This is a genomic window from Streptomyces sp. NPDC056479 (genome assembly GCF_042795335.1).
Classification (GTDB): domain Bacteria; phylum Actinomycetota; class Actinomycetes; order Streptomycetales; family Streptomycetaceae; genus Streptomyces.
On the sequence record NZ_JBHTRZ010000002.1, the window covers coordinates 473097 to 496614 of the forward strand.

At 72.6% G+C, this 23518-nt stretch carries 9 protein-coding genes; all 9 read right to left on the reverse strand.

Features of this window, described 5'->3' with window-relative positions; genetic code table 11:
• Nucleotides 1-133 precede the first annotated feature (133 nt).
• The gene (locus ACFQ6S_RS08425) at nt 134-1516 is read right to left on the reverse strand and encodes an endo-1,4-beta-xylanase (protein WP_383405100.1); all 1383 of its coding nucleotides are present in this window, start codon (nt 1514-1516) and stop codon (nt 134-136) included.
• A 218-nt stretch (nt 1517-1734) separates the two neighbouring features.
• A complete protein-coding gene (locus ACFQ6S_RS08430; protein WP_383405102.1) occupies nt 1735-2373 on the reverse strand; it encodes an SRPBCC family protein in 639 nt (212 codons plus the stop codon).
• Nucleotides 2366-2728, reverse strand: a complete 363-nt coding sequence (locus ACFQ6S_RS08435; protein ID WP_383405104.1) for an ArsR/SmtB family transcription factor — start codon at nt 2726-2728, stop codon at nt 2366-2368. The genes ACFQ6S_RS08430 and ACFQ6S_RS08435 overlap by 8 nt, the downstream gene beginning before the upstream one ends.
• Before the next feature lie 79 nt (nt 2729-2807).
• Nucleotides 2808-3587 carry an alpha/beta fold hydrolase gene (locus ACFQ6S_RS08440; RefSeq protein ID WP_383405105.1) on the reverse strand — a complete coding sequence of 260 codons (780 nt, stop codon included), beginning with the start codon at nt 3585-3587 and terminating at the stop codon, nt 2808-2810.
• Nucleotides 3588-3652: 65 nt separating this feature from the next.
• Entirely contained in the window at nt 3653-4792 is a 1140-nt protein-coding gene (locus ACFQ6S_RS08445; protein WP_383405106.1) for an alpha/beta hydrolase, read from the reverse strand.
• Nucleotides 4789-7161 (reverse strand): thioester reductase domain-containing protein, encoded by a 2373-nt coding sequence (locus ACFQ6S_RS08450; RefSeq protein ID WP_383405108.1) that lies wholly within the window; start codon nt 7159-7161, stop codon nt 4789-4791. Before ACFQ6S_RS08450 ends, ACFQ6S_RS08445 begins: the two co-directional genes overlap by 4 nt.
• A gap of 61 nt (nt 7162-7222) precedes the next feature.
• Nucleotides 7223-20854, reverse strand: coding sequence for an SDR family NAD(P)-dependent oxidoreductase (locus ACFQ6S_RS08455; RefSeq protein ID WP_383405110.1), 13632 nt, complete (start codon nt 20852-20854; stop codon nt 7223-7225).
• A gap of 191 nt (nt 20855-21045) precedes the next feature.
• Nucleotides 21046-22779, reverse strand: a complete 1734-nt coding sequence (locus ACFQ6S_RS08460) for a fatty acyl-AMP ligase (protein WP_383405112.1) — start codon at nt 22777-22779, stop codon at nt 21046-21048.
• A 372-nt stretch (nt 22780-23151) separates the two neighbouring features.
• The gene (locus ACFQ6S_RS08465) at nt 23152-23307 is read right to left on the reverse strand and encodes a hypothetical protein (protein WP_383405114.1); all 156 of its coding nucleotides are present in this window, start codon (nt 23305-23307) and stop codon (nt 23152-23154) included.
• Between the last annotated feature and the right edge of the window lie 211 nt (nt 23308-23518).

Genomic DNA, 23518 nt, shown 5'->3' on the forward strand with positions numbered 1-23518 from the left:
GAAAAAGAAGGGGGGGGGGGGGGGGTGGTGGGAGAAAGAAAAAAAAAGGGGGCGGGGAAAGGGGGGGGGGGGGGGGGTGTGGGTGTGGGGGGGGGGGGGCCCCCCCCCCCCCCCCCCCACCGGCCGGAGCCGGTCAGGGCGCCGTGCAGGAACCGATCGCCGGGGCCGCGCTGTTGCCGTTCTTCATGACCGTGAAGCCGAAGCTGGTGGACGCTCCGGCGGCCAGAGTGCCGTTGCCGTTCGGCCTCATCGTCATGACGTTGCCGCTGCCGTCCCAGGAGGGCGTGCCGTTCCAGGTCGCGGAGACCTTCTGCGGAGACGTCACCGTGACGCCCACGGTCCAGTCACTGATGGCCGAACTGCCCGCGGTGACGGTGACCTTGCCGTTGAAGCGGTCGCTCCAGTCCTCGGCCTTGCTGTAGGTCGCCGTGCAGGCGGCGCCCGGTGTGCCGCCGCCGGAGGAAGAGCCGCCGAGCGCGGTCAGCACCGAGTTGTAGGCGGCCTTCTTGCTGTAGTTGCCGTCGAACAGCAGGGGCGTTCCGCTCGCGCGCCAGGAGTACTTGTCGGTGACGCCCCAGACGGTGATGCCGGTGCAGCGCGGAACGGCCAGACAGGCCCGCACCACGCTGCCGTAGCTGTTGGCCTGCGCGGTGCCCGAGCCCTCGATGTCCAGCTCGGTGATCTGCACGTCGACGCCGAGGTCGGCGAAGCGTTGGAGGTTCGCCTGGTAGTCGGAGGGGACCGGTGAGGCGCTGTTGAAGTGGGACTGGAAGCCGACGCAGTCGATCGGCACACCACGGGACTTGAAGTCCCTGACCAGGTTGTAGACGGCATTGCTCTTCGCGTTGACGCCGTCGGTGTTGTAGTCGTTGTAGCAGAGCTTGGCGGCCGGGTCCGCCGCGCGGGCGGTGCGGAACGCCTCCTCGATGAAGCCGTTGCCGAGCTTGTCCTGGAAGGGCGAGCTGCGTCGCGCGCCGCTGCTGCCGTCCTGGAAGGCCTCGTTCACGACGTCCCAGGAGTGGATCTTGCCCTTGTAGTGCTGCATGACCTGGGTGATGTGGTTGTTCATCGCCGATCTGAGGTCGGCGGTGCCCAGTCCTGCGACCCAGCTCGGTAACTGGGAGTGCCAGACCAGGGTGTGCCCGCGGACCTTCATGCCCCGGCTCTGGGCATGGTTCACGACCTGGTCGGCGGAACCGAAGGTGAAGGTGCCACGGGTGCGCTCGGTGGCGTCCCACTTCATCTCGTTCTCCGGCGTCACCGAGTTGAACTCGGTGTTGAGCGTCGAGACGTAGGCGGCTTCGCCCAGGTGGTTCGCGGCGACCGCGGCACCGAAGTAGCGGCCCTTCTCGGCGGCCGCCGCGCCGAGGGTGCTCGCTGCTTGGGCGGTGCCCGCGAGGGCGGTGACGCCGGCCGTGGCGAGCAGGCCGGCCATACCGAGGGCCACTGCGGTGCGGGTACGGGAGCGTCGGGTCCGGCGCCTGGGAGGTGGGTCGATGGATGTGCGGGTCACCATCTCGTCCCTTCTTCGGGTGAGTGGACAGGCTTCTCGAGTTCGAAACTTTCGGACTTCGTTCCGAATTTCGCGGCAGACCCTAGGAGCACCACTCGAAGCCGTCAACAGGCTTCACATCCACCCGTCCGAGTTGGCTGAAGAAAGCGCAAGCAGCATCACTAACACCAGAGGGGGCCGAAAGTTTCGACCCCCTCTACGACCGTTCCGGGATAGCGGACCTATGACTCGGCCCCGGTGTAGAACGCGATCGTCGCCGCCGTCGTGGCCGCCACGACCTCCCCTTCGGCGCCCGAAGCGGCATAGGCCTCTCCCCACAGCTCGCCCGACCGCGTCGCGTACGCCTTCCCCTCGTCCGAGACCTGCCAGGCCTCGCCCTCCTCCTTGGTCATCCCGCCGCCGGCGAGGTGCAGACCGAGGCTCATGAGCGCCATGTCCCAGCCGACACCCACCGCTCCCGGTCCGAACCGGCCCCAGAAGTCGGGCGGCACCACGGCCACGTGCTCCAGTTCCAGCACCGTGCGCTCCCCGCCCTCCGGCGTGAGTCGCAGCTCGACCTCACTGAACCCCGGATCGGGACCGTACAGCCAGCTCACCCGCAGCCGGGTCGGCTCCTCGCAGTGCAGGATCTCGCCGCCCGCCTGGCCCTCCAGCTGGTACCGCCCGCCCACCTTGAACTCCCCGCTCACCGGCAGGAACCAGCGGCCGATGCGCTCGGGCGAGGTCACCGCGTCCCACACGTCGGCGACCTCGGCGTCGTAGGTGCGCCGCATCAGCACCGTACGGGCCTCGCCGGCCTCGACCTGGCGGACACCGACCTGCCGGTGCAGGCGGTTCAGCTCGTCGACGATCTCACTCATCCTCGTTCGCTCCCTTTCTCAGTCTGCGTTCGCGCTTGCCTCGCGCGAGTTCCGTTCCGAGGGCGTCAAGGCGCTGCTCCCAGAAACCGCGGAATCTCTCCAGCCATGCGTCCACCTCGCGCAGCGGCGCGGCGTCGACGGCGTACAGCCGCCGTGTGCCCTCCGCCCGGACCGACGCGAAGCCGCTCTCGCGCAGCACCCGCAGGTGCTGTGAGACGGCGGGTTGGGAGATTCCGAACTCCTCCTGGATCACGGCGCTGATGTCGCCCGACGCCTGCTCGCCGGAGGCGAGCAGCTCCAATATCCGGCGTCGCACCGGATCACCCAGCACATCGAAGGCGTGCACGGATCTCACTATGCCAGCACTCGCTTATATAAGGCAAGGCTTAAATAAGACTCAGGGACGGCCGAGGCCCGAACGAGGTGCGGAGTGGCTACGTGTGGTCGGTGAGGAACCGGTCGAGCGCCGTCGTCAGCTCGGCGGGCTTCTCCACGGGCAGTTCATGGCCGGCGTCCACGACGCGGACCACTGCGTCCGGGTAGGCCTTGGCCATCCGCAGCATCTGGGACAGGGGCAGCTGGATGTCGTGGTAGCCGTGCACCATCAGCGTGGGCGTCCGTATCTCGGCGACCTTGTCCAGGACGTCGAAGGCGCGCATGGCTCCGTAGAGCGTCATGACGACTTCCCGGGGCGTGCCGGCCGAGGCGCGGACGTACTCGCGGATCTCCTCACGCGGATACCCGGGGGCGAAGGCGCGCTGGATGTTGGTGGCGACGAACAGCTTGAAGGGGACGAGGGTCGAGGCCGCCATCAGCAGGGCACGGCCCCGGTTGTAGGCCATCTTGCCGATGGAGTTCACGAGCACCATGCGCTCGACGCGCTCCGGGTGGCCCAGGGCGATGGTCTGGGCGATCATGCCGCCCATCGAGTGGCCGACGATCGCGAACCGCTCGATCTCCAGGTGATCGAGCAGGGCGAGGACGTCCTTGGCCAGGGCGTCGATCGTGCGCACTCCCGCCCCGGTGCTCTCGCCGTGTCCGCGCAGGTCGAGCCGGACGACGCGCCGCTGCTTCGCGAAGTGGGCCATCTGGTGGTCCCAGCGGTGCCGGTCCGCCGTCCAGCCGTGGACGAACACCAGGGGCACACCCTCGCCGTCGCGGGGGCCCTCGTCGTCGTACGTCAGCCTCGCGGCGTCGACTTCGAGCTGCGGCATGGGTGGCCTCCTGGAGTGCGTTACCGGTTACTGACCGGTACGGTATCCGTCCGTCCCGGCTGCCGTCACCGGAGTTCGCCCAGGAAATCGAGGATGTGACCGAACACGTCGAGGGCCGCTCCCCTGCCGAGGAACGTGTCCAGGTGGCCGTAGCCGGGGATCTCGGTGTACGTCACGTCCAGTTGTGGCTGGCGGTGGGCGAGGACGTCGCGGCAGAGCCGCTGGGAGTCGAGCCACAGCCCGTTCTCGCTGCCGGCCAGGAGCAGGACGGGGGCGTCGATACGGGCCGCCGCGTCCAGGGCGTTCTGCGGCAGGGCCCGGTAGCGGTGGTCGGTGTCGTGCCAGCGGACGACGGTGCGGGCCAGTTCGATGCGGCGCAGGTGCGGCAGGATCCACAAGGGAGCGGGGCCGAGGAGTTCGGCGAGCCGGTTGTGGGTGGTCTCGCTCAGGTGCTCGTGGACGAAGAGGGAGGCACCGGTCCCCCAGGCCGAGTGGTGCAGGATCTGGCAGGTGGGGTCCGGGCAGCTCGCCTTGCGGGAGGCCAGGGCGAACAGCGGGGTGTACTTCGACCACAGGCCGACCTTGCGGAAGTCGACGGGGATGTGGTCGATACGGGACTTCAGCAGTTCCCCGGCGAGGGACATGCGCAGGGAGGTGCGGCCGGCGAGCTTGGGAGTGAGGAAGACGCCCTGGGACACGACGCCCGCGAGGCCGGGCACCAGGCCCGCCGTCATGCTCAGGGACAGGGTGAGTGAGCCGATGCAGTGGGCGACCACGAACAGGGGGCGGTCGCCGATGCGGCTGCGGATGTGGGCGACGGCCTCGGGGATGTCGTAGAGGGCGACGTCGTCGTAGGTGTAGCGGCGGCCCGTCTCGTTGTACGGCAGCCGGCAGCTGCCCCGCCAGTCGAGCAGCCAGGGTTCGTAGCCCTCGTCCAGGAGGACGTCGACCAGATTGCGGGTCTCGGGCAGCAGGAACATGTCGGCCGAGGCGGTGTGCCCGTGCAGGAGCAGCACGGCGGGGCGGTCCTGGTCGCCGGGGCCGATGCGGGTGAGGCCGAGGCGCACGCCGTCACTCGCGTGGAACGGGATCTCCTCGACCCTCGCCGGGTCGAGGCGGTGGTGGAGAGGGCGCAGGGCCGTGGTGGTCCTGACCCTGCGCAGGGCGGGCCTGGTGGTCCTGGGGCTGGTCGCGCGGAAGATCATCGGCGGTGCTCCGTGGGGGTCTGGGTACGGCGCAGGTCGAGCAGGTCCGCGGCGGCGCGGGCGAACGGGCCGAGCAGTCCGCGGCCCATCTCCAGGCCGAACCAGGCGAGCCAGGTCAGCTTGGCGGCGCGCTTCTCCTGGCTGGTCAGGCGCGGGTCGACCTTGATGCCGTCGATCTGGTCGCGTACGTAGGAATCCGCGGGGACCACGACCTCGCCCGCGAGCCTCGCCGGTTCGCCCTCGCGGCCGAGTTCCACGGCGAGGGCGCGTGTCTGGCGCCAGACGTCGCGGCGGGCGCGGGCGTACTTGTGGCCCTCCAGCCACCAGCGGCCACCGTCGGCGTCCGTCAACTCCAGTCGGTAGCGCAGGAGTTGGTGACGAAGCCCATGCTGCTGCGGGATGCCTTCCTCGGGGCGGATCCAGATGTCGCCGCGCTCGACGATGAGCGGCTCGGGGTGGACGGCCGTGCAGGCGACCTCGCCGCGGACGTCGACCCGACGGTCCGTCACCAGCTGGTGCATGCCCGCGATGGAGAGGGTGAGGGACATCGAGCACGGGGTGTCGGGGGTGGCTCCGACGGGACCGACGCCGCCCTTGGTGGTTTCGGTGAACCACAGGTAGGGCTGGTCGTCCTTGTGCGGCAGGCGGGCCAGACCGTCGTCGGCGAGACGCTCGAAGGTCTTCAGCTGGGCCCGGGCGTCGTAACGGGCGGCGGGCGGCAGTCCGAGGGCCTCGACCAGTGCGGTGGTGCGGTCGGCCGTGGCCGCCGGGCCCTTGAGGGTCGCCTCGCACAGCTTCAGGGCGGTGGGGCTCTGCAACACACGGGTGAGGAAGGCCAGTTCGGGGACCGGGTCGGCCTCCAGGCGGGCCACGGCGTCGGTGCGCCACTCGTCCCAGTCCTGTACGCGGACGTGCATGCCGCCGAGTGCCATGTCCCGTACGACGTCGTCGAGGGTGTTGGGCTCGCCGGTGAGGTTGTAGTCGAAGCCCCAGGCGTCGGGTTCGCAGACGGCGGCGACCGCGACACGGCTGACCCAGTCGACCGGGGCGGCGTTGAGGTAGCGGAAGGCGGGGACGGTGCGGAAGCGGCCGAAGGCCGAGATGAGGCCGCTGCTGAGGTCCTGCGGGTTGTAGGCGCCGGTCCTGGTGTGGCCGCCGATGCCGCCCGGCCGCAGGGCGGTGACCACGAGCCCGTGGTCGCGGGCGCGGCGCAGGGCGACTTCCGCGGCCCACTTGGTCTGGTCGTATCCGGCGATGAGCCGGTCGATGTGGGCGAGTGGGTCGTCCTCGCCCATGGAGGGGATGCCGACCTCGTTGAAGACGGCGACGGAGGAGATGTGGTGCAGGGGCTTGGGACGGCCGGTCGCGGCGAGTTCGGCGAGGGTGAGGGCACCGAGGACGTTGCTGGTGCGCAACGACTGATAGCCGCGTAGGAAGTCCACGGCGGCCGCGACCGAGACGACACTGTCCAGTTCGTGGGCGAGGGTGTTCCAGACCTCGTCCGACAGGCCCAGACGGGGGTGGCGGATGTCGCCGGGGAGCACGGAGATGCGGCGGCGGACCTCCGACGACCAGGGCAGCCCATAGCTCTTGAGCGCCTCGCCGAGCCGGGCCTCGGCCGCCGCCTCGCCGGCGGCACGGACCAGGCAGTGGACGTGGGCGTCGCTGTGCCGCAGCAGGTCCAGGAGCATATGGCTGCCGAGGAAGCCGGTGGCTCCGGTCAGCAGCACGCGGCGCGGCGGGAGGGGGTCGGGCGAGGCGACGAAGGGGAGGCGGTCGGCGAGGGACAGGTCGGCGAGGATCTGGGTGAGGTCCTCGGGGCGGGCCGCCGCGTCCGACGGGGCGGTGAGGGGCGGCGGGGCGACGGCCGACGGCGGCGGCTGAATCGACGTCCGCGGCACAGCATCTGCCGTGTCCGGTACGGCGATCACGGCTCCCGTGCTCTCCCGGCGGCGCCTGGCCAGGGCGATCGGCCTGGCGTCGGCGAACACCTCGTCGAGATCGAGCGACATGCCCAGCTCGTCCTCCAGCGCCGAGAGGAGCTCGACCGCGTTCACGGAGGTGCCCCCGGCGTCGAAGAAGTCGACGTCGGGCGCCAGTTGTCCCGCCGGGACGTAACGGCCCGCCACGGCCGCGACGGCGGTGGCGAGTTCGTCGATATCACGTGGACCGACCGGCGGGACCGTGCCCGGAGCGGTCCGGTGGGGCGTCGAAGGGACCCCGTCATCCGGCCGCAGGGACGGCTCGGCCGCCCCCTGCACCTTGGCCAGCAGGTCGGACACCGTCAGACCGACTCCGCCCCGCTCGATCGCCTCCTCCGTCGCCCGCCGGCCGGCGGCTGCCGACATGTTCTCGTTCACCTCACGCATGAGAGCCCTTCACGGTGTTGCCCTGCCCTTTCCTCGTTGCCGTCCGCACGTCCCCGTCCCGTCATGGGCGCCGCCAGGAGCGGAATGTCCTCAGGTGCTCCGGCGTGACGACCATCTCGATCCGTTCGTCGTCCTGGTCGCCGCCGCCCAGTGCCGCCAGCAGACGGCGGGCGGGGGTGTTGCGCGCCGTGCGTTCCGCCGTCAGGCGGACCTTGGCGCAGTGCAGTTCCTCGGCGCGGTGGGCGAGCCACTGCAGCAGCCGTTCCTCGACGCCCCGGCCGAGTGCGCGGCAGCTCATCGACCAGGCCAGGACGTCGAGTCGGTCGCCCTCGTGGCGCAGGGCGAGGAGGCCGATCTGGCCGTAGTCACCGAAGCGGTCCCGGGCCGTCGCCGTCCACACCTCGCCGTGCTCGCGCCACCGGGCGACGTCGCCGCCGTCGGCGGAGCGGGCATGGAGGGTGAACTGGTTGGTGCGGCGCACGAGTTGCTCCGCCCGCGGCACATCGGCCTCGGACAGGGCCAGGACGTCGACCTCCAGGTCCAGCTGCTCCAGGAACTCCTCGAAGCCCGCCTGTTCCCGGACGGCGTCCCGCTCCCGCTCCTGCTCGTAGAACCGTGCCCGCAGCGCGTCCTCGGCCGTCGCCGCCGCGGGGACCAGCGGCCACAACCGCCCCAGGAACGCCGGCAGTTCGGCCGCCGTCGGGCAGGTCACCGACAGCACCTGCGGCAGCGCGGCGCGCACCTTCGCGATCTCGGCCGGGTTGTCGTCGAGGAACAGGAAGCTGTCCAGCCCGAGGTTGAGCGTGCGCGCCGCCTCGGACAGACGGACCGGCTTGGGGCCCCACTCCGCGGAGAGCACGCTGAAGTGCTCCGCCTTCAACAGGCTGTCCGGGCGGTCCAGTACGGCGCGGACGGTGTCCTCGTCGTTGTTGCTGACCAGCACCAGCAGCGCGCCCCCCGAGCGCCACTGCAGCAGCCGGCGCGCCAGCAGGGCTCGCGGGCCGGTCAGATCCACGGCCTCCGGGCCGACCTCGCCGGCCACGCCGCTCCACAGGGTCTCGTCGCCGTCGACCGCGATCACCTTCGGCGCCGGGCGTCGTACCGCCCTGAAGACCTCGGCGAGGCTCAGGGCCACGGCCGCCTGGAACTCCGGGGTGAACGGCAGATGGGCCAGGCGGTCGGTGCGCTCGTCGAAGGGTTCCCCGACGGGGTGGTGGCGGGTCCAGTCGTCGGGACCGAGGACGGCGATGCCGGGCACCTCGGCCAGGTCGGCGGTGATCTGCCGCTCCCACCGGCGGAGGCGGTCCTCGGGCTGTGCGGAGGGCAGGATGCCGACGATCAACGGCTTGCCGGTGCGCTCGGCGACCGTGCGCAGGGCGTCCGGGTAGGCGGTGCGCAGTTCGGCCAGGAGCGTGTCGTCGACGGGGCCGAAGCGTTGCAGGTCGGTCGCCCGCAGCAGGACGACGCCCGCCGTCGTGGCCGGGTCGGCGAAGACTCCGGACGGGTCGCGCAGACCGGCCAGCACATGGTGGTACGGGGCTTCCGCGACGGTCGTGGCGCTGCCGTCGCGCACCGCCTCGCCGAGGGCCGTTTCGCACATCGCAGGGAGGTTGCCGAGGGCGAAGGTGGCGGCGAGGGCCAGCGTGCGGGGCGGGGCGGCCGCGGCCTGTTCGGGGACCTCCTTCGTCGCCCGCACGGGGCTCGTCGGCTCCTCGGCCGTCTCCGCGAGCAGCCGCAGCAGGTCCTCCGCCAGCTCGGTGACCGTCGCCGCGTCCAGGATGTCGAGATTGTGGTCGAGGCGGACCCGCCCCGCGTCCGGCGTCATCGTGATCATCAGGTCGAGGTCGGAGTAACCGGTCCCCGCCGGCAGCACCTCGAGCCCGCTCAACCGGCCGGCGGCGCGCACGTAGTTGAAGTACACCTCCACCAGCGGCGCGTTCGCCCGGTACAGCCCCTGCTCGGCCAGCACCGGCAGCACGTCGGAGAACATGGCGCCCTTGGCGAGCACCCTCTCCAGACGCCCGTCGGTGCGGCGCAGCACCTCCTCGATCCGCTCTCCCGCGTTCGCCTCGGCGGGGAAGGGCACCGGCACACCGAAGAAGCCCACCGCGTCGTAGGCGTCGGCGTGGATGCGGGTGTCCACCGGCACCGCGAGGACGAAACGTTCACGCTCCCGCTTTCTGGCCAGCAGGACGGTCAGAGTGCCGAGGCAGAACGCGGCGGGCGTCACGGCCAGGCGGCTCGCGGCGGCCGAGATCCGGTCCTTCAGCCCGTCGGGGATCGGCACGGTGACACTGCCGGCGCGGTACGAGCGGGTCCCCGGGCGCGGTCGGCTCAGGGTCAGGTCGAGGCGCGCTGCACCCTGGAACGCGGCACGCCAATCGGACGCATCGGCCCGGCTGTTCGTCTGCTCATCGGTGCGCTGGGCCTCGATCAGCAGGTGAATGTCGCGGTTGGTGACGGTGTCGCCCAGCGGGGCGCCGGACCGTTCCGCGTCGATCTCGCCCGCGACCAGCAGCAGCGACTGGAGATCGCTGACGGCGTGGTGGGCGCCGTACACCAGGATCTGGCCGCGCTCGCCGGCATCGAGCAGCTCGAATCGCCACAGGGGTGCGAGCGCGAGGTCGAACGCCGGCTCCAGGAGTGCGCGCAGCCGGTCGGCCGGGTCGAGGGCGGTGTCCGCCGGCACGACCGTCCACCGCAGGAGCGGCTGCGGCAGTTCGCGATCCACCCGCAGGTGCCGTCCGCCCTCGGCGGCGGTGACGACGGCGGTGCGCAGGGCCGCGTGCCGTGCGGTGAGGCGGGCGAGGATGCCGGTGAGCGCCTCACGGGTGGTCGCTGTGGTGAGGCGCACCGCCAGACCCACGGCGTGGGCCGCTTCCGGCATGCCGGGTCGCGCGCTGCGCAGGAGGCGTACGACGTCACGGGTCGCGGGGTGCGGCTCGACGGCCGGAACCTCGGTCGTGTGCTGCGGCTCCTTCTGCGCCGCTGCCTCCCGTTCGGGCAGGGCCTCGCCGAGGGCCTGGGCGAGGCCCCGGATGTCGGCGGCGGAGAAGACGGTGGCGGCGGGGAGTCCGACGCCGAGTTCGCGGGCGAAGGCGTTGCGCAGCCGCACGAGCATCAGGGAGTCGAGGCCGAGCTCCTTCAGGGCCGTGGTCGCGGACACCTGGACCGAGCCGCCGGAGACCTCGCCGACCCTGGCGCGCACATAGGCCTCCAGCCGGGCGCCCCGCTCGGTGTCGTCGGTCGCCGCGAACACCTTCTTGACGAGGTCGTCCGTGCCGGGTGTCCCGGTGGGGAGGGTGACCAGGTCGGCCAGGATCGGGCGGGTGCGGGCGGCCTCGGGATCGAGGGCCAGCATCTCCCAGTCCAGGGCCAGCGGCGCGAGCTGGCGGCGGGCCGTGGTCAGCACCCGCTCGAAGAGCTCACCGCCGTCCTGTGCGGAGAAGGCGACCAGGCCCGAGCGGGCCGTCTCCGTCTCGCGGGTGCCGGACTCGGCCACCATGCCGACGCCCGACCAGGCCCCCCAGTCCAGGCTCAGCGCCCGACGGTCCGAACGGGAGAGGTGGTGGGCCCAGGCGTCGAGGAAGGCGTTCGCCGCGGAGTAGGGGCTCTGTCCGGCCGAGCCGAGCAGACCGGCCGCCGACGCGAACAGCACCAAGTCAGCCGTGTCCGGGGTGAGTTCGGTGAGCAGGGCGGTACCCAGGACCTTGGGGGCGAGGACGCGCAGGACGCGCTCGTCGGTCAGGTTGGCGATCGCGGCGTCGTCCAGGACACCGGCCGCGTGCACGACCCCGGTGATCGGCCCGAGTGCGTGGCGTACGGCGTCCAAGGCGGCCGTCAGGCCGTCGCGGTCGGCGACGTCCGCGCGGGCCAGGTGCACGGTCACGCCCTGCTCTTGCAGCAGCCGGATCCAGCCCAGGGCGTCCTCGGTGGGCGCGCTACGGCTCATCAGGGCCAGCCGGCGGGCGCCACGGCGGACGAGCCGCTCGGCGACGACACGCCCGAGGCCACCCAGACCACCGGTGATCACGTGGACGCCGTCGGGAGTGATCGTGCCGTGGCCGCCTTCGTCGGGGCGGGTGCGGGTCAGCCGGGGCACCAGTCGTCCGGCACCGCGCAGCGCGACGAGCCGTTCGTCGTCGGCGTGCCGCAGCTGGGCCCACAGAGCGTCGGCGCCGTCCGTCGACGGGAGGTCGACGAGGGTGGTCCTGAGCTCCGGGTACTCCTGCGCCACGGTGAGGCCGAAGCCCCAGGCGAGCGCCTGCTCGGGATGCGTCACCTGCTCGCTCTCACCGGCCGCCTGGCTGCCCCGGGCGACGACGAAGAGGCGCGGCGTCGAGCCTTGGACGCGGTCGGCGAGTGTGCGGACCAGGTGCAGGGTGCTCAGACAGCACAGCCGGGCCGCCTGCTCGGCCGTGCGGTCGTCCTCGATCGCGGGCGCGTCAAGGGCGGACAACTGGACGACTCGACCGGGCGCTTCACTCGCGAAGGCCTCGTCGAGGAGGCGGGCGAGATGCCCCGGGTCGGCCGGGTCGAGGACGTAGCGGCCCGGCCCCTCGACGGCGAACGTCTCGCCCCTGCGGGCGATCACATGCGGCGTCGAGTCACCGAGCCGCTCGACGAGTCCGGCGGCCACACCCGACTCGTCGGCCAGGATCAGCCAACTGCCCTTCGCGGGCGGCTCGTCGGCGTTCGGGCGGGGCTGCCAGCGGGTCTCGAAGAGCGCTCCGTCCAGCGGAGAGAGCGCGGCCAGCTCGAACTCCTCGGCCTCCAGCACCAGTTGGTCGTTCTCGTCGTACAGGCGGAGGTCCAGTGTCGCGGTGTCGCCGGAGACGGACCGCAGCTCGCAGGTGACCCACGCGGGTGTGGTGCGCAGCCCGGTGTGGCGCAGGCGTCGGACCCCGGCGGGCACGAACGCCCTGCCCTGGGGTGCGTCGCCGGGCAGTGCGGCGGTGTGGAAGGCGGCGTCGAGGACGGCCGGGTGGAGCAGATGACCGGCGGCGGGTGTGTCGGCCAGTCGGGCGAGGCCGGCCGACCGGGTGCGGTGGCCCGACTCGAGGCCTCGGAAGGCGGGGCCGTATTCGATGCCGAGGGCGGCGAGACCGCCGTAGACGGCCGGCAGGTCGACCTGCTCGGTGCATCGTTCCCGCAGCGCGGCGAGCGGCTCGCCCGGGTCGGCCATGGGTTCGGCCGGGGTGACGGCGATGCGGCCTGCGACGTGGCGTTCCCAGCTTGCGCGCTGTCCGCGTGCCGTGGGAGCCGAGGAGACGGTGAAGTCGCGGAAGCCGCCGTCGGCGGGGTGCAGGACCAGTTGCAGCCGGGTCGCCCGGGACTCGTCGAGACGCAGCGGCTGGAGGAACCGCACGTCGGCGAGTCGTGCGTCGGCGGCGCCCTCGACGGCGTACGCGGCCTCCAGCGCCATGTCGAGGAAGGCGGAGCCGGGGAGCCACACCTCGCCGGTGACGCGGTGGTCGGTCAGATAGGCGAAGCGGCTGTCGCGCAGGTCCACCTCGCTCTGGAAGAGGTGCCGGTCGGCTTCGTCGCTGGCCTCCACGTGTGTGGCCAGGAGCGGTGAGGCACCCGTCGCGGTGGCGGGTGCGGGGGCGAGCCAGTGGCGTTCGCGGGCGAAGGCGTAGGTCGGCAGGTCGACGCGGCGGTCCGCCGGGAACAGCGGCGTCCAGTCGGGCGTGTGGCCGGCCGTGTACAACTCCCCCAGCCTGCCGAGCAGTACGTCCCGCCCGCCGTTGCGGCGGCGCAGCGAGCCGATGCCGACCGCGTCGATTCCGGCATCGGCCGCCACCGCCTCGATGGACGCGCCGAGGGAGGGGTGCGGGCTGAGCTCGACGAAGTAGCGGTAGCCGTCGTCCAACATGCGCCGGATCGTGTCCGCGAAGCGGACCGGCTCGCTGAGGTTGGCGTACCAGTACTCAGGGTCCAGGCGCTCCCCGGACACGGGCTCCGCCAGCACCGTCGAGTACAGCGGGGTCCCGGTGCGGGTGCCCCGGATGCCGGAGAAGCGGTCGAGGAGGTCTTCGCGCAAGGGGGCCATCAGCGGGGTGTGCGAGGCGAACGGCGTCGACAGCGACCGGGCCTCGATCCCCCGCTCGCCCAGGCTGCGACGCAGTTCGGCCAGTGTGTCGGCGTCGCCGGAAACCGCCGTGGAGTGCGGGCTGTTGACGGCGGCGACGAACAGGCGGCCGGCGTAGGGGGCGAGCAGTTCTTCGACCCGGGGGCGCGGCAGGTCCAGGGAGAGCATGCCGCCCTTGCCCGCGACCGGTACGACGGCCTGGGCACGCCCGGTCACCACCTGCACGGCGTCGTCCAGGCTGAGCGCTCCCGCGCTGTAGGCGGCGGCGATCTCGCCCAGGCTGTGCCCGGTCATGGCGTCCGGGGTGACGCCCAGCGAGCGCCAGGCGGCCGTCAGCGCCGCGTTCACCGCGAACAGCGTCGGCTGCAGGTACTCGGTGCGCTCCAGCGGGGAGAACTCCTCCGGCGCCCGCAGCGCGTTGAGCACCGACCAGCCCACGTGCCGCTGCACGGCCTCGTCGATCCGCGTCAGCTCCTCGCGGAACGCCGCCGACTCCCCCATCAGGTCCAGCCCCATGCCGGGCCACTGACCGCCATGACCGGCGTGGACGAAAGCGACCTTGCCCGTCTGCTCCTCCCGGAGCGGGGGGAGCGAGATGCGTCCGGCCGCCAACTCACCCAGCACGGAACGCAGTTCATCCCGGTCCTCGGCCACGACCGCCGTACGCCGCTCGAAGTGGCTGCGGTGGCGGGCCAGGGTGTGTGCGATGTCCGGCAGCCCGGCGGAGTCCTCGGCGAGGTGGCGTGCCAGCGCGGCCGCCTGCCCACGCAGGCCCGGCTCGCTACGCCCGGAAAGCACGAACAGGCGCTTGCCCGCGGAAGGTTCGTCCGCGGGATCGAGCGCGAGGGGCTCGGCCTCCTCCACGATCACATGCGCGTTGGTACCGCTGATCCCGAACGCGCTCACACCCGCACGCCGCACCCGCCCCGTCGACGCGGGCCAGGGGACCTCCTCCCGCAGCAGCCGCAGCCCGCTTTCCGCCCAGTCGACGTGCCGGCTGGGCGTGTCGGCGTGCAGGGTGCGGGGCAGGGTCGCGTGGCGCAGCGACTGCACGACCTTGATCAGGCCGACCACACCCGAAGCGGCCTGTGTGTGCCCGACGTTGGACTTCAGCGAGCCGAGGTACAGCGGCCGCCCCTCGGCACGCGAGGCGCCGAAGACCTCCGTGAGGGCGTTCGCCTCGATCGGGTCGCCCAGCGTGGTGCCCGTGCCGTGTGCCTCGATGTGGTCGATGTCCTCGGGCCGCAGCCCGGACTGCGCGAGCGCGCGGCGGATGACCTGTTCCTGGGCGGGGCCGTTCGGAGCGGACAGGCCCTGGCTGCGGCCGTCCTGGTTGACCGCGGTGCCGCGCAGCACGGCCAGGATCCGGTCGCCGTCGCGCCGGGCGTCACCGAGTCGCTTCAGTACGACCATCCCGGCGCCCTCGGCCCAGATGGCACCGTCGGCGGCGTCGGAGAAGGACCGGCAGCGGCCCGTCGGGGACAGCCCCCGCAGCCGGCTGAACTCGACGAAGGTCTGCGGCGTGACCATCAGCGTGACACCGCCGGCCAGCGCCAGATCGCACTCGCCCGCGCGCAGCGCCTGCGCCGCCAGATGCACGGCCACGAGCGACGACGAGCAGGCCGTGTCCACGGTCATCGCGGGCCCGTTCAGCCCCAGCGTGTACGCGAGCCGGCCCGAGGCCACGCTCAGGGCGGAACCGGTGCCGACGTAGCCGTCGAGTTGGTCGAGCCGGGTGCCGGACAGGTAGTCGCTGCCGAACATCCCGACGTACACACCGGTCGTGCTGCCCGCCAGGTCGGCGGGGACGATTCCGGCTCGCTCGAGCGACTCCCAGGCCGTCTCCAGCAGCAGTCGCTGCTGGGGGTCCATGGCCGCAGCCTCCCTCGGGGTGATCCCGAAGAAGCCCGCGTCGAAGGTCTCGATGTCGTCGAGGAAGCCGCCCTCACGGGCGTAGGACTTGCCGAGGGCGTCCGGGTCGGGGTCGTACAGCGACTCGACGTCCCACCGCCCCGCCGGGAACGGGCCGACCGCGTCCCGGCCCTCCGCGACGAGGCGCCACAGCCCCTCGGGGTCGGCGACTCCGCCGGGCAGTCGGCAGGCCATGGCGACGAGGGCCACCGGCTCGTCCGAGGCGGGCGCCGGTGCGGGCGCGGCCTCGTGACTCGCAGGCCCCGTCGTCGCCAGGGCGTTGGTCAGCAGGTACTCGGCGAGGCGGGTCGGCGTGGGGTGGTCGAAGAGCAGCGTGGCGGGGAGTTTGGTGCCGATGCGGGTGCTGATGCGGTTGCGCAGGTCGACCGCCGTCACCGAGTCCATGCCGAGGTCGCGCAGCGGCTGGTCGGTGCGGACGGACTCCGCCGAGCGCAGCCCGAGCGCGTGGGCGGCCTCCTCGCGGACCAGAGCGAGGACACGGGCGGCGCGTTCGGGCTCCGGCAGCCGGGCCAGGCGGTCGGCGAGGGTGCGGCCGCCGGCCCGGTCCGGCCGGGGTGCGGGCAGCAGGGTGCGCCACAGCGCGTCCGTCGGTGCGGCGGTCCTCAGCCGGGGCAGGTCCAGTGCCCAGGCGACCAGGTGCGGGGCACCGCGCCGCAAGGCCAGCTCGGTCAGCTCCCGGCCCTGCTCGGCGGTCATGGCCCGGTGGCCGAGGCGGGCCATCCGGTCCAGGTCGGCGTGCTCGGCGGCGAGCCCCTCCCCCGCCCAGGCGCCGAACGACACCGAGACGCCTGGCAGGCCCACAGCGCGTCGGTGGTGGGCGAGTTGGTCGAGGAAGACGTTGGCGGCCGCGTAGTTGGCCTGGCCCGCGTTGCCGACGACTCCCGCGGCGGAGGAGACCAGCAGGAAGAGGTCGAGCGGGTGATCGGCGGTGAGCCGGTGCAGGTGGGCGGCGCCGTCGGCCTTGGGGCGCAGCACCTGCCCGAGGCGCTCGGGGCTCAGCTCCGCGACCACGCCGTCGGCGAGGACACCGGCGCAGTGCACCACGCCGCGCAGGGGCCACTCGTCGCCGACACGGTCCAGTACGTCCGCCACGGCCGCCGCGTCGGCGATGTCGCAGGCGACGACCTCGACGTCGGCGCCGAGTGCGGTCAGTTCGGCGGTGACGTCGGCCACGCGCGGGTCGTCGGGCCCTTGACGGGACGTCAGCAGCAGACGCGGGACGCCGTTCTCGGCGAGCATGCGGGCGATGTGCCGGCCCACCGCGCCGAGTCCTCCGGTGATCAGCACGGTCCCGTCGGTGGGGATCCGCTCGGGCCGCTCCGGCGGGGCGGGGCGGGCCCGCACGAGGCGTGGGGCGTACAACACGTCGCCCCGCAGGGCGAGTTCGGGCTCGTCGGCGCGCGTCACCACACTCGACGGCGGCAGCTCGTCACCGTCGATGTCCAGCAAGGTCAGCCCGAGATAGGGGTGTTCGGCACGGGCGCTGCGCGCCAGCCCCCACAGCACCGACTGCGCGAGGCCGGGAACCGTGTCCCCGTCGGCGGCTGCGACCGCTCCACGGGTCACCCAGATGGTGCGTGCGGGTGCCTCGTCCGGCGGAAGCGCGATCAGCGCCTGCAATTCGGCGAGGGCGGTGGCCGCCAACTCATGGGCCGCGGCGGCCGGTTCGGTCTCCGCCGTCGTCCGGGGCCAGAGCCGCACGACGGTGTCGGAGCCGTCGTAGGTGGCCGCCTGGGCGTTCGCCGCGCCGCCGGTCTCGGCGGGCGCCTCCGGTACGGCGGCCCAGGCCACCTCGTACAGGTGGCGCGCGTTCTCCGACCCGCCGCTCAGGTCGGCCGGGTTCACGGCCCGCAGCCGTACGCCCTGCAGTCGGCCCGCCGGGAAGCCGTCGGCGTCCCACAGGGTGACGTCCAGCGTGAGGTCCGTGTCGGAGGCGTCCGTCCGGTGCACGGACGCGATCAGGTCCGTCGCTCCGCCGGGCGGCAGGACGCAGCGGGCCACCGCGACGGGCAGCAGTACGCGCTGATCCGAGGTGTCCAGGGCGGCGGCCACGTGCAGTGCGGCGTCCAGGAGTGCGGGGTGCAGCGGGTAGGGGTCGGCCGTGTCGCGGGCCGCGGGCGGCAGCGAGAGCCGGGCCAGCAGGGTCCCGTCGCCGGCCGCGGTGGCCTGCCGTACCCCCTGGAAGGCGGGGCCGTAGCCGAGGCCGAGCTCCGTCAGGCGCTGGTAGGTGTCCTCGCGCCAGGCCGGTTCGGCCGTCTCGGGCCACGTCGGTGGCTCGTCGGCCGGCAGGGTGGTGGGGGCGGCGGACGCGGTGGCGTGCAGGGTCCAGTCCGTGGCCTCCTGGCCGCGCGGGCGGCTGTGGACCGTGATCTCCGGTGCGGCCCCGGCGGTGACCACCTCCACGGACACCTCGACCGTGCCGGTGGCGGGCAGGGTGAGGGGTGTCAGGAGAAGCAGGTCGGTGATGTCGGCGGGGGTGTCGGGGCGGGCCACGGCGAGGGCGGCGCGGCACAGCTCCATCAGGGTGGTGCCCGAGACGACGGTCCGGCCGAAGACGGTGTGGTCGGGCAGCCAGTCGGCGGTGGCCGGGGACCACTCGTCGCGGAAGGTCCAGCGGGTCTCGTCGGCCGACTGGAGCTGGATCCCGAGCAACGGGTGCGCGGCGCGGTCGAAGAGTCCCGGGGCGGTGGCGGAGGCGGCGGGCTCGATCCAGTGGCGCTGTTCGTCCCAGGCGTACGTCGGCAGGTCCACCGGATCCGTGTGCGGGACCAGGCGGCGCCAGTCGATCCGCCGGCCGTGGACGTGGAGTTCGGCGGCGGCGCGGTCCAGACAGGCGGGGCCGTCCTCGTCGCGGCGCAGCGATCCGACGGCGACCAGGTCCTCGTCGATGGTGCGCAGGGCGGTGAGCAGCGACGGGTGCGGGGCGAGTTCGACGAAGTGGCGGTATCCGTCGGCAGCCATGCGTTCGACGGTGGGCGCGAAGCGGACGGGTTCGCGCAGGTTGGTGTACCAGTAGTCGGCTTGGACTTCCTCAGTGACCGGTTCGGTCGTGACCGTGGAGTACCAGGCGACGGAGGCGGGGTAGGTGGTGACTCCGTCGAGTTCGTCGAGGATCGTGGCGCGGACCCGCTCGACCTGGGTGCTGTGGGAGGCGTAGTCGACGTCGAGGCGGCGGACGAAGACCTGCTGCCGGTCCAGGTCGGCGAGCAGGGCTTCCACCGCCTCCACGGCACCGGCGACCACGGTCGAGCGACCGCTGTTGACGGCCGCGACACCGATCTCGCCGCCGTTCCGGGCGAGTTGTGTCTCGACCTCGGTGTGCGGCAGGGCTACGACGGCCATGGTGCCGGTGCCGGACAGCTCGGTCAGGGCCTGGCTGCGCAGGGCGACCACGGCCGCAGCGTCGTTGAGGCTGAGCGCACCGGCGACGCATGCCGCGGCGACCTCGCCCTGGCTGTGTCCGACGACCGCGTCCGGCCGTACACCCCGAGCGCGCCACACCGCGGCCAGCGACACCATCACGGCGAAGAGCACCGGCTGGACGACATCGACACGGTCCAGGCCCGGAGCGCCCGCGTCGCCGCGCAGGACGGAGGTCACCGACCAGTCGGTGAAGGGGCGCAGGGCGGCGTCGCAGCGGTCGAGTTCATCGGCGAACACCGGGTCGCGGGCGAGCAGATCACGTGCCATGCCGGGCCACTGGGATCCCTGGCCGGGGAAGACGAACGCCACCTTGCCGGCGGGGCGGGTCTGCTGGGGGCCGACGGTCAGGTCGGGGTCCGGCCGGTCCTCGGTGAGTGCGCGCAGGGCGGTGAGCAGTTCGTCGCGGTCACCGGCCTGGACGACGGCCCGGTGCTCGAAGTGGGTGCGGTGGTGGGTGAGCGTCGCGGCCACATCGGGGAGCGGCAACTCAGGTTGCCGCTCCAGGGTTCGGAGCAGACGATCGGCCTGTGCGCGCAGGGCGGGGAGGGCGCGGGCGGAGAGCGGGAAGAGGGTCGCGCCCGGGATGTCGCCGGGCGACTGCGGCTGGTCCTCGGGCGTGGCACCGGCCACTGCCGTTGCCTCCTCCAGCACCACATGGGCGTTGGTGCCGCTGATCCCGAAGGCGCTCACCCCGGCGCGCCGGACCCGCTCGGGGTCCCTGGGCCAGGCCTGGGCCTCGCGCAGTACGCGCAGTCCGCCGTGCTCCCAGTCGATGTGCTCGGTGGGGGTCTCGGCGTGCAGGGACGCCGGTATGCGTTCGTGGGCGAGGGCGAGCACGGTCTTGATGACGCCGGCGATGCCCGCGGCGGCCTGGGTGTGGCCGATGTTGGACTTGAGGGAGCCGACGCCGAGCGGGCGGTCGGCGGGACGGTCGGGGCCGAAGACGGCGGTCAGGGCGCGGCCCTCGATGGGGTCGCCCAGCGGGGTGCCGGTGCCGTGCGCCTCGATGTGGTCCAGGTCGTCCGGTCGCAGCCCGGCCGCGTCGAGGGCGGCGCGCAGGACGCGCTCCTGGGCGGGGCCGTTGGGGGCGCTCAGGCCCTGGCTGCGGCCGTCCTGGTTGATCGCCGAACCCTTGACGACCGCGAGGATTCGGTCGCCGTCCCGGCGCGCGTCGGCGAGCCGCTTGAGCAGCACCACGCCGCAGCCCTCGGCCCACACCACTCCGTCGGCGTCCGCGGAGAAGGGACTGCACCGCCCGGACGGCGACAGTCCGCGCAGCCTGCTGAACTCCACATGCCCCCGCGGGGTCACCAGCATGGTCGCGCCGCCCGCCAGCGCGAGGTCGCACTCACCGGCCGCCAGGGCCCGCGCCGCCAGGTGCAGCGCGACCAGGGAGGACGAGCAGGCGGTGTCGACGGTGACCGCCGGACCCTGCAGGCCGAGGGTGTAGGCGATTCGACCGGACGCCACACTGGACGCGGAGCCCGTGCCGACGTGCCCGTCGAGCTGGTCCAGCGCAGCCGAGGCCAGATAGCCGCTGTCGTAGAGGCCGATGTAGACGCCTGTGGAGCTGCCGTTCAGCGTCTCCGGGACGATCCCGGCACGTTCGATCGCCTCCCAGCCGGTCTGCAACAGCAGCCGTTGCTGGGGGTCCATGGCGGCGGCCTCGCGCGGCGAGATCCCGAAGAAGGCCGCGTCGAAGCGGTCGATCGCGGAGAGGTAGCCACCGTGCAGGGAGTAGGCCTTCCCGGTGGCCTCCGGGTCGGGGTCGTGCAGCCCCTGGGTGTCCCAACGGCCCGCCGGCACCTCGGTGATGGCGTCCTCGCCGGCGGCGAGCAGCCGCCACAGAGCCTCGGGGCTGTCGACACCCCCGGGGAAACGGCAGGCCATGGAGATGAGCGCGATGTCGTCCTCGGCCCGCCCCGGAGCGTCGCCCACCGAAGCGACCTCGGGTGTCGCGGGCGCGGGCGGGTCGGCGAACACCGCCTCGGCGAGCGCCGCGATGGTCGGGTGGTTGAAGACCAGGGACGGGTCCGCGCTCCGGCCGGTCGACGCGGACAGCTCGGCGGCCAGGGTCACCAACTGCCTTGATCCCAGACCGAATTCGGCGATCGGGCGGTCCGGGTCGACGGTCAGCGGGTCGAGCCCGGCCGCCTCGGCGACGGCCGACTCCAGCCAGGCCCGCACACCCTCCGGTGTGGTGAGGGACGGCTCGGGGGACTGCTTCGTGGACTCGTGCGCAGGCATCAGGAACAGGTGTCCTCGTGGATTCGGGCAAAGGGCGGGGCGGCGGTACGACCCGTGGCGCCGACGGCCGTACGGCCCGTCCGGCTCGGGGACCGGTCCGGCCGTGGGCTCACGCCGGTGGCGTGGCGGAACGGCCGTCGCGGTTCTGCGTACGGCGCATTCGACGGCGTACGACGACCGGCCGGGCGGAGTCAGCTCAGGGAGGGCTCGGTGACGACGGCGAGGGTGCCGTCCAGATAGGCGGCCCGGGTGGCGCGGCGCTGGATCTTGCCGCTGGACGTCTTGGGGATGGTGCCGGGCCGGACCAGGACGACGTCGCGCACGGACAGGCCGTGGGCGTCGCCGATGCCGCTGCGGATGACGTCGATGATCTTCTCCGCCTCGGACGCGGCGTCCGGGGCGATCTCGGCGACGACGACGGGCTGTTCGCCGCCCGCTCCACCGTGGTCCCCCTCGACGGAGAACGCGGCGGTGCAGCCGGGGCGCAGCTCCGGGTGGGCCATCTCGGCGGTGAGTTCCAGGTCCTGCGGGTAGTGATTGCGTCCGTCGATGACGATGAGGTCCTTCAGGCGGCCGGTGACGAACAGTTCGCCGTCGCTGAGGAATCCGAGGTCACCGGTGCGCAGGAAGCGGCCCTCGTGACCGGCCAGGGTGGCGCGGAAGGTCTCGCGGGTGGCGAGGGCGTTGCGCCAGTAGCCCTTGGCGACGCTCGCGCCGCGCACCCAGATCTCGCCGGTTTCGCCCTCGGGCAGTTCCTCGTGCCGTTCGGGGTCGGCGATGGCGACGGTGACATCGGGGCCGGGGCGGCCGGAGCTCACCGCCGCGGCGTCGGCCTGTCCGGCGTGCGGGCCGGTTTCGGGTGCCTGGAGCAGCGTGGGCGGGGTGTGGACCGTGCTGCCGGTGACCATCAGGGTGGCCTCGGCGAGGCCGTAGCAGGGGTAGAGCGCCTCGCTGCGGAAGCCGGCCGGGGCGAAGGTGTCGGTGAAGCGTCGCAGGGTGGCGGCGCGTACCGGTTCGGCGCCGTTGAAGGCGACCTTCCAGCTGCTGAGGTCGAGTCCGTCGAGGAGCCCGGGGGTGGCGTGCTTGAGGCAGAGCTCGTACGCGAAGTTGGGGCCGCCGCTGGTGTGCGGGCGGTAGTGGCTGATCGCGGTCAGCCAGCGCTCGGGCCGCTGGAGGAAGTGCAGCGGCGAGAAGAAGGTGGCGGTGGCGCCGAGGTGGACCGTGTTGAGGACGGGTCCTATGAGGCCCATGTCGTGGTACACGGGCAGCCAGCTGACGAACATCTCGTGGCCGTACTCGGCCATGACGTCCGGTGTGTGGCCCATGCGTTCGGTGATGACCCGCTCGTTGTCGAGCAGGTTCCCGTGGGTGACCATCACGCCGCGCGGGGCCGAGGTGGAGCCTGAGGTGTATTGGAGGAAGGCGACCGAGTCGGCGGTGAGGTCGGGCTCGCGCCAGGAGGCGGCGGCCTCGTCGGGGACGTCCTGGGTGGCGACGCGGGTGAGGTCGGCGAGCTCGGGCAGGTGCTCCGCCTGGTCTGCCAGGGCCGCGATCACCTCGCGGCCGCCCAGGATCACTTTGGCGTCGGCATCGGCGATCAGCCGCTTCATCCGGGTCAGGGCGCGGTGGTTCTGCGCGCGGCCCTGCGGCGGGACACCCGGTACGGCGACGACTCCGGCCGCGAGACAGCCGAGGTAGGCGCTGATGAACTCCAGGCCGGGCGGGTACAGCAGCATGGCGCGGGACCCGGCGAGGCCGCGCTCCTGGAGCCAGGCGGCGACGGCCCGGGACCGGTCGGCGAGACGGCCGTAGGAGATCTCCTGGATCTCACCGTCGCAGTCGCCGGTGGCGAGGTAGCGGTAGGCGGTTCGGTCGGGGTGATGGGCGGCGTGCTGGAACAGCAGATCGACCAGGGAACGAACCATGTGGTGAGTCTCACCTGTCTGCATCGATGGATGACGAACTGGAGTTCGAGGGTGAGGTGCTGAATACGCGCGGGCGTCCCGGTCGGTCGGGCCCCCTTGCCCGACCTCCGTGGCGACGACCCGCCGAGGCGTCACGGCACCGATGTGCCGACCCCCGACATCCCCCCGTTCGGCTTGCTACCGATGAGTAGCACCATAGCAACAGTGCCCGGTTCGACGAGCCGAACGCATGTAAACCCTACGTGTACAAAGCCGGTTGGCGAAGCGGGGGTCTCCTCCACGGCACTTCGAGCCTCCAGCACGCCTGCGGACAGGCGAAAGCCCCGACACGTTCGGCGTTCTCGGTCTCCGGGCCGTGGGAACGGGCTTGCTTCAGCTGCCGCTCGGCTGTCTCTCAGCCGCCGCCCAGTCGCTGGCGAGGAGCGCCTTGCCCATTTCGGCACCCTTGCGACTGTCGGCCTGGGCCTTGCGGAACGGGCCCTTGTCCTGGGTACCGGTGACGCCGCCGGTCTCCGTGCCACTGGTCATACGGGCCTCCTCCCAGCGCTCTCGTTCCTGACCTCGCCCGAGTACCCGGCGCCCGACCTGGTACACGACGCGGGGGCGGCCATTCCCGCACCCGGCCCGGAACCCGTGAACCCCCTGATCGACGCCAACTCGGCCTCGTCGTACGGCAATTCAGACAGTCCTCGCAGAAGTGAGCAGAGTCCCTTCACTTTCGAAGCGAAGTATCCGCGGA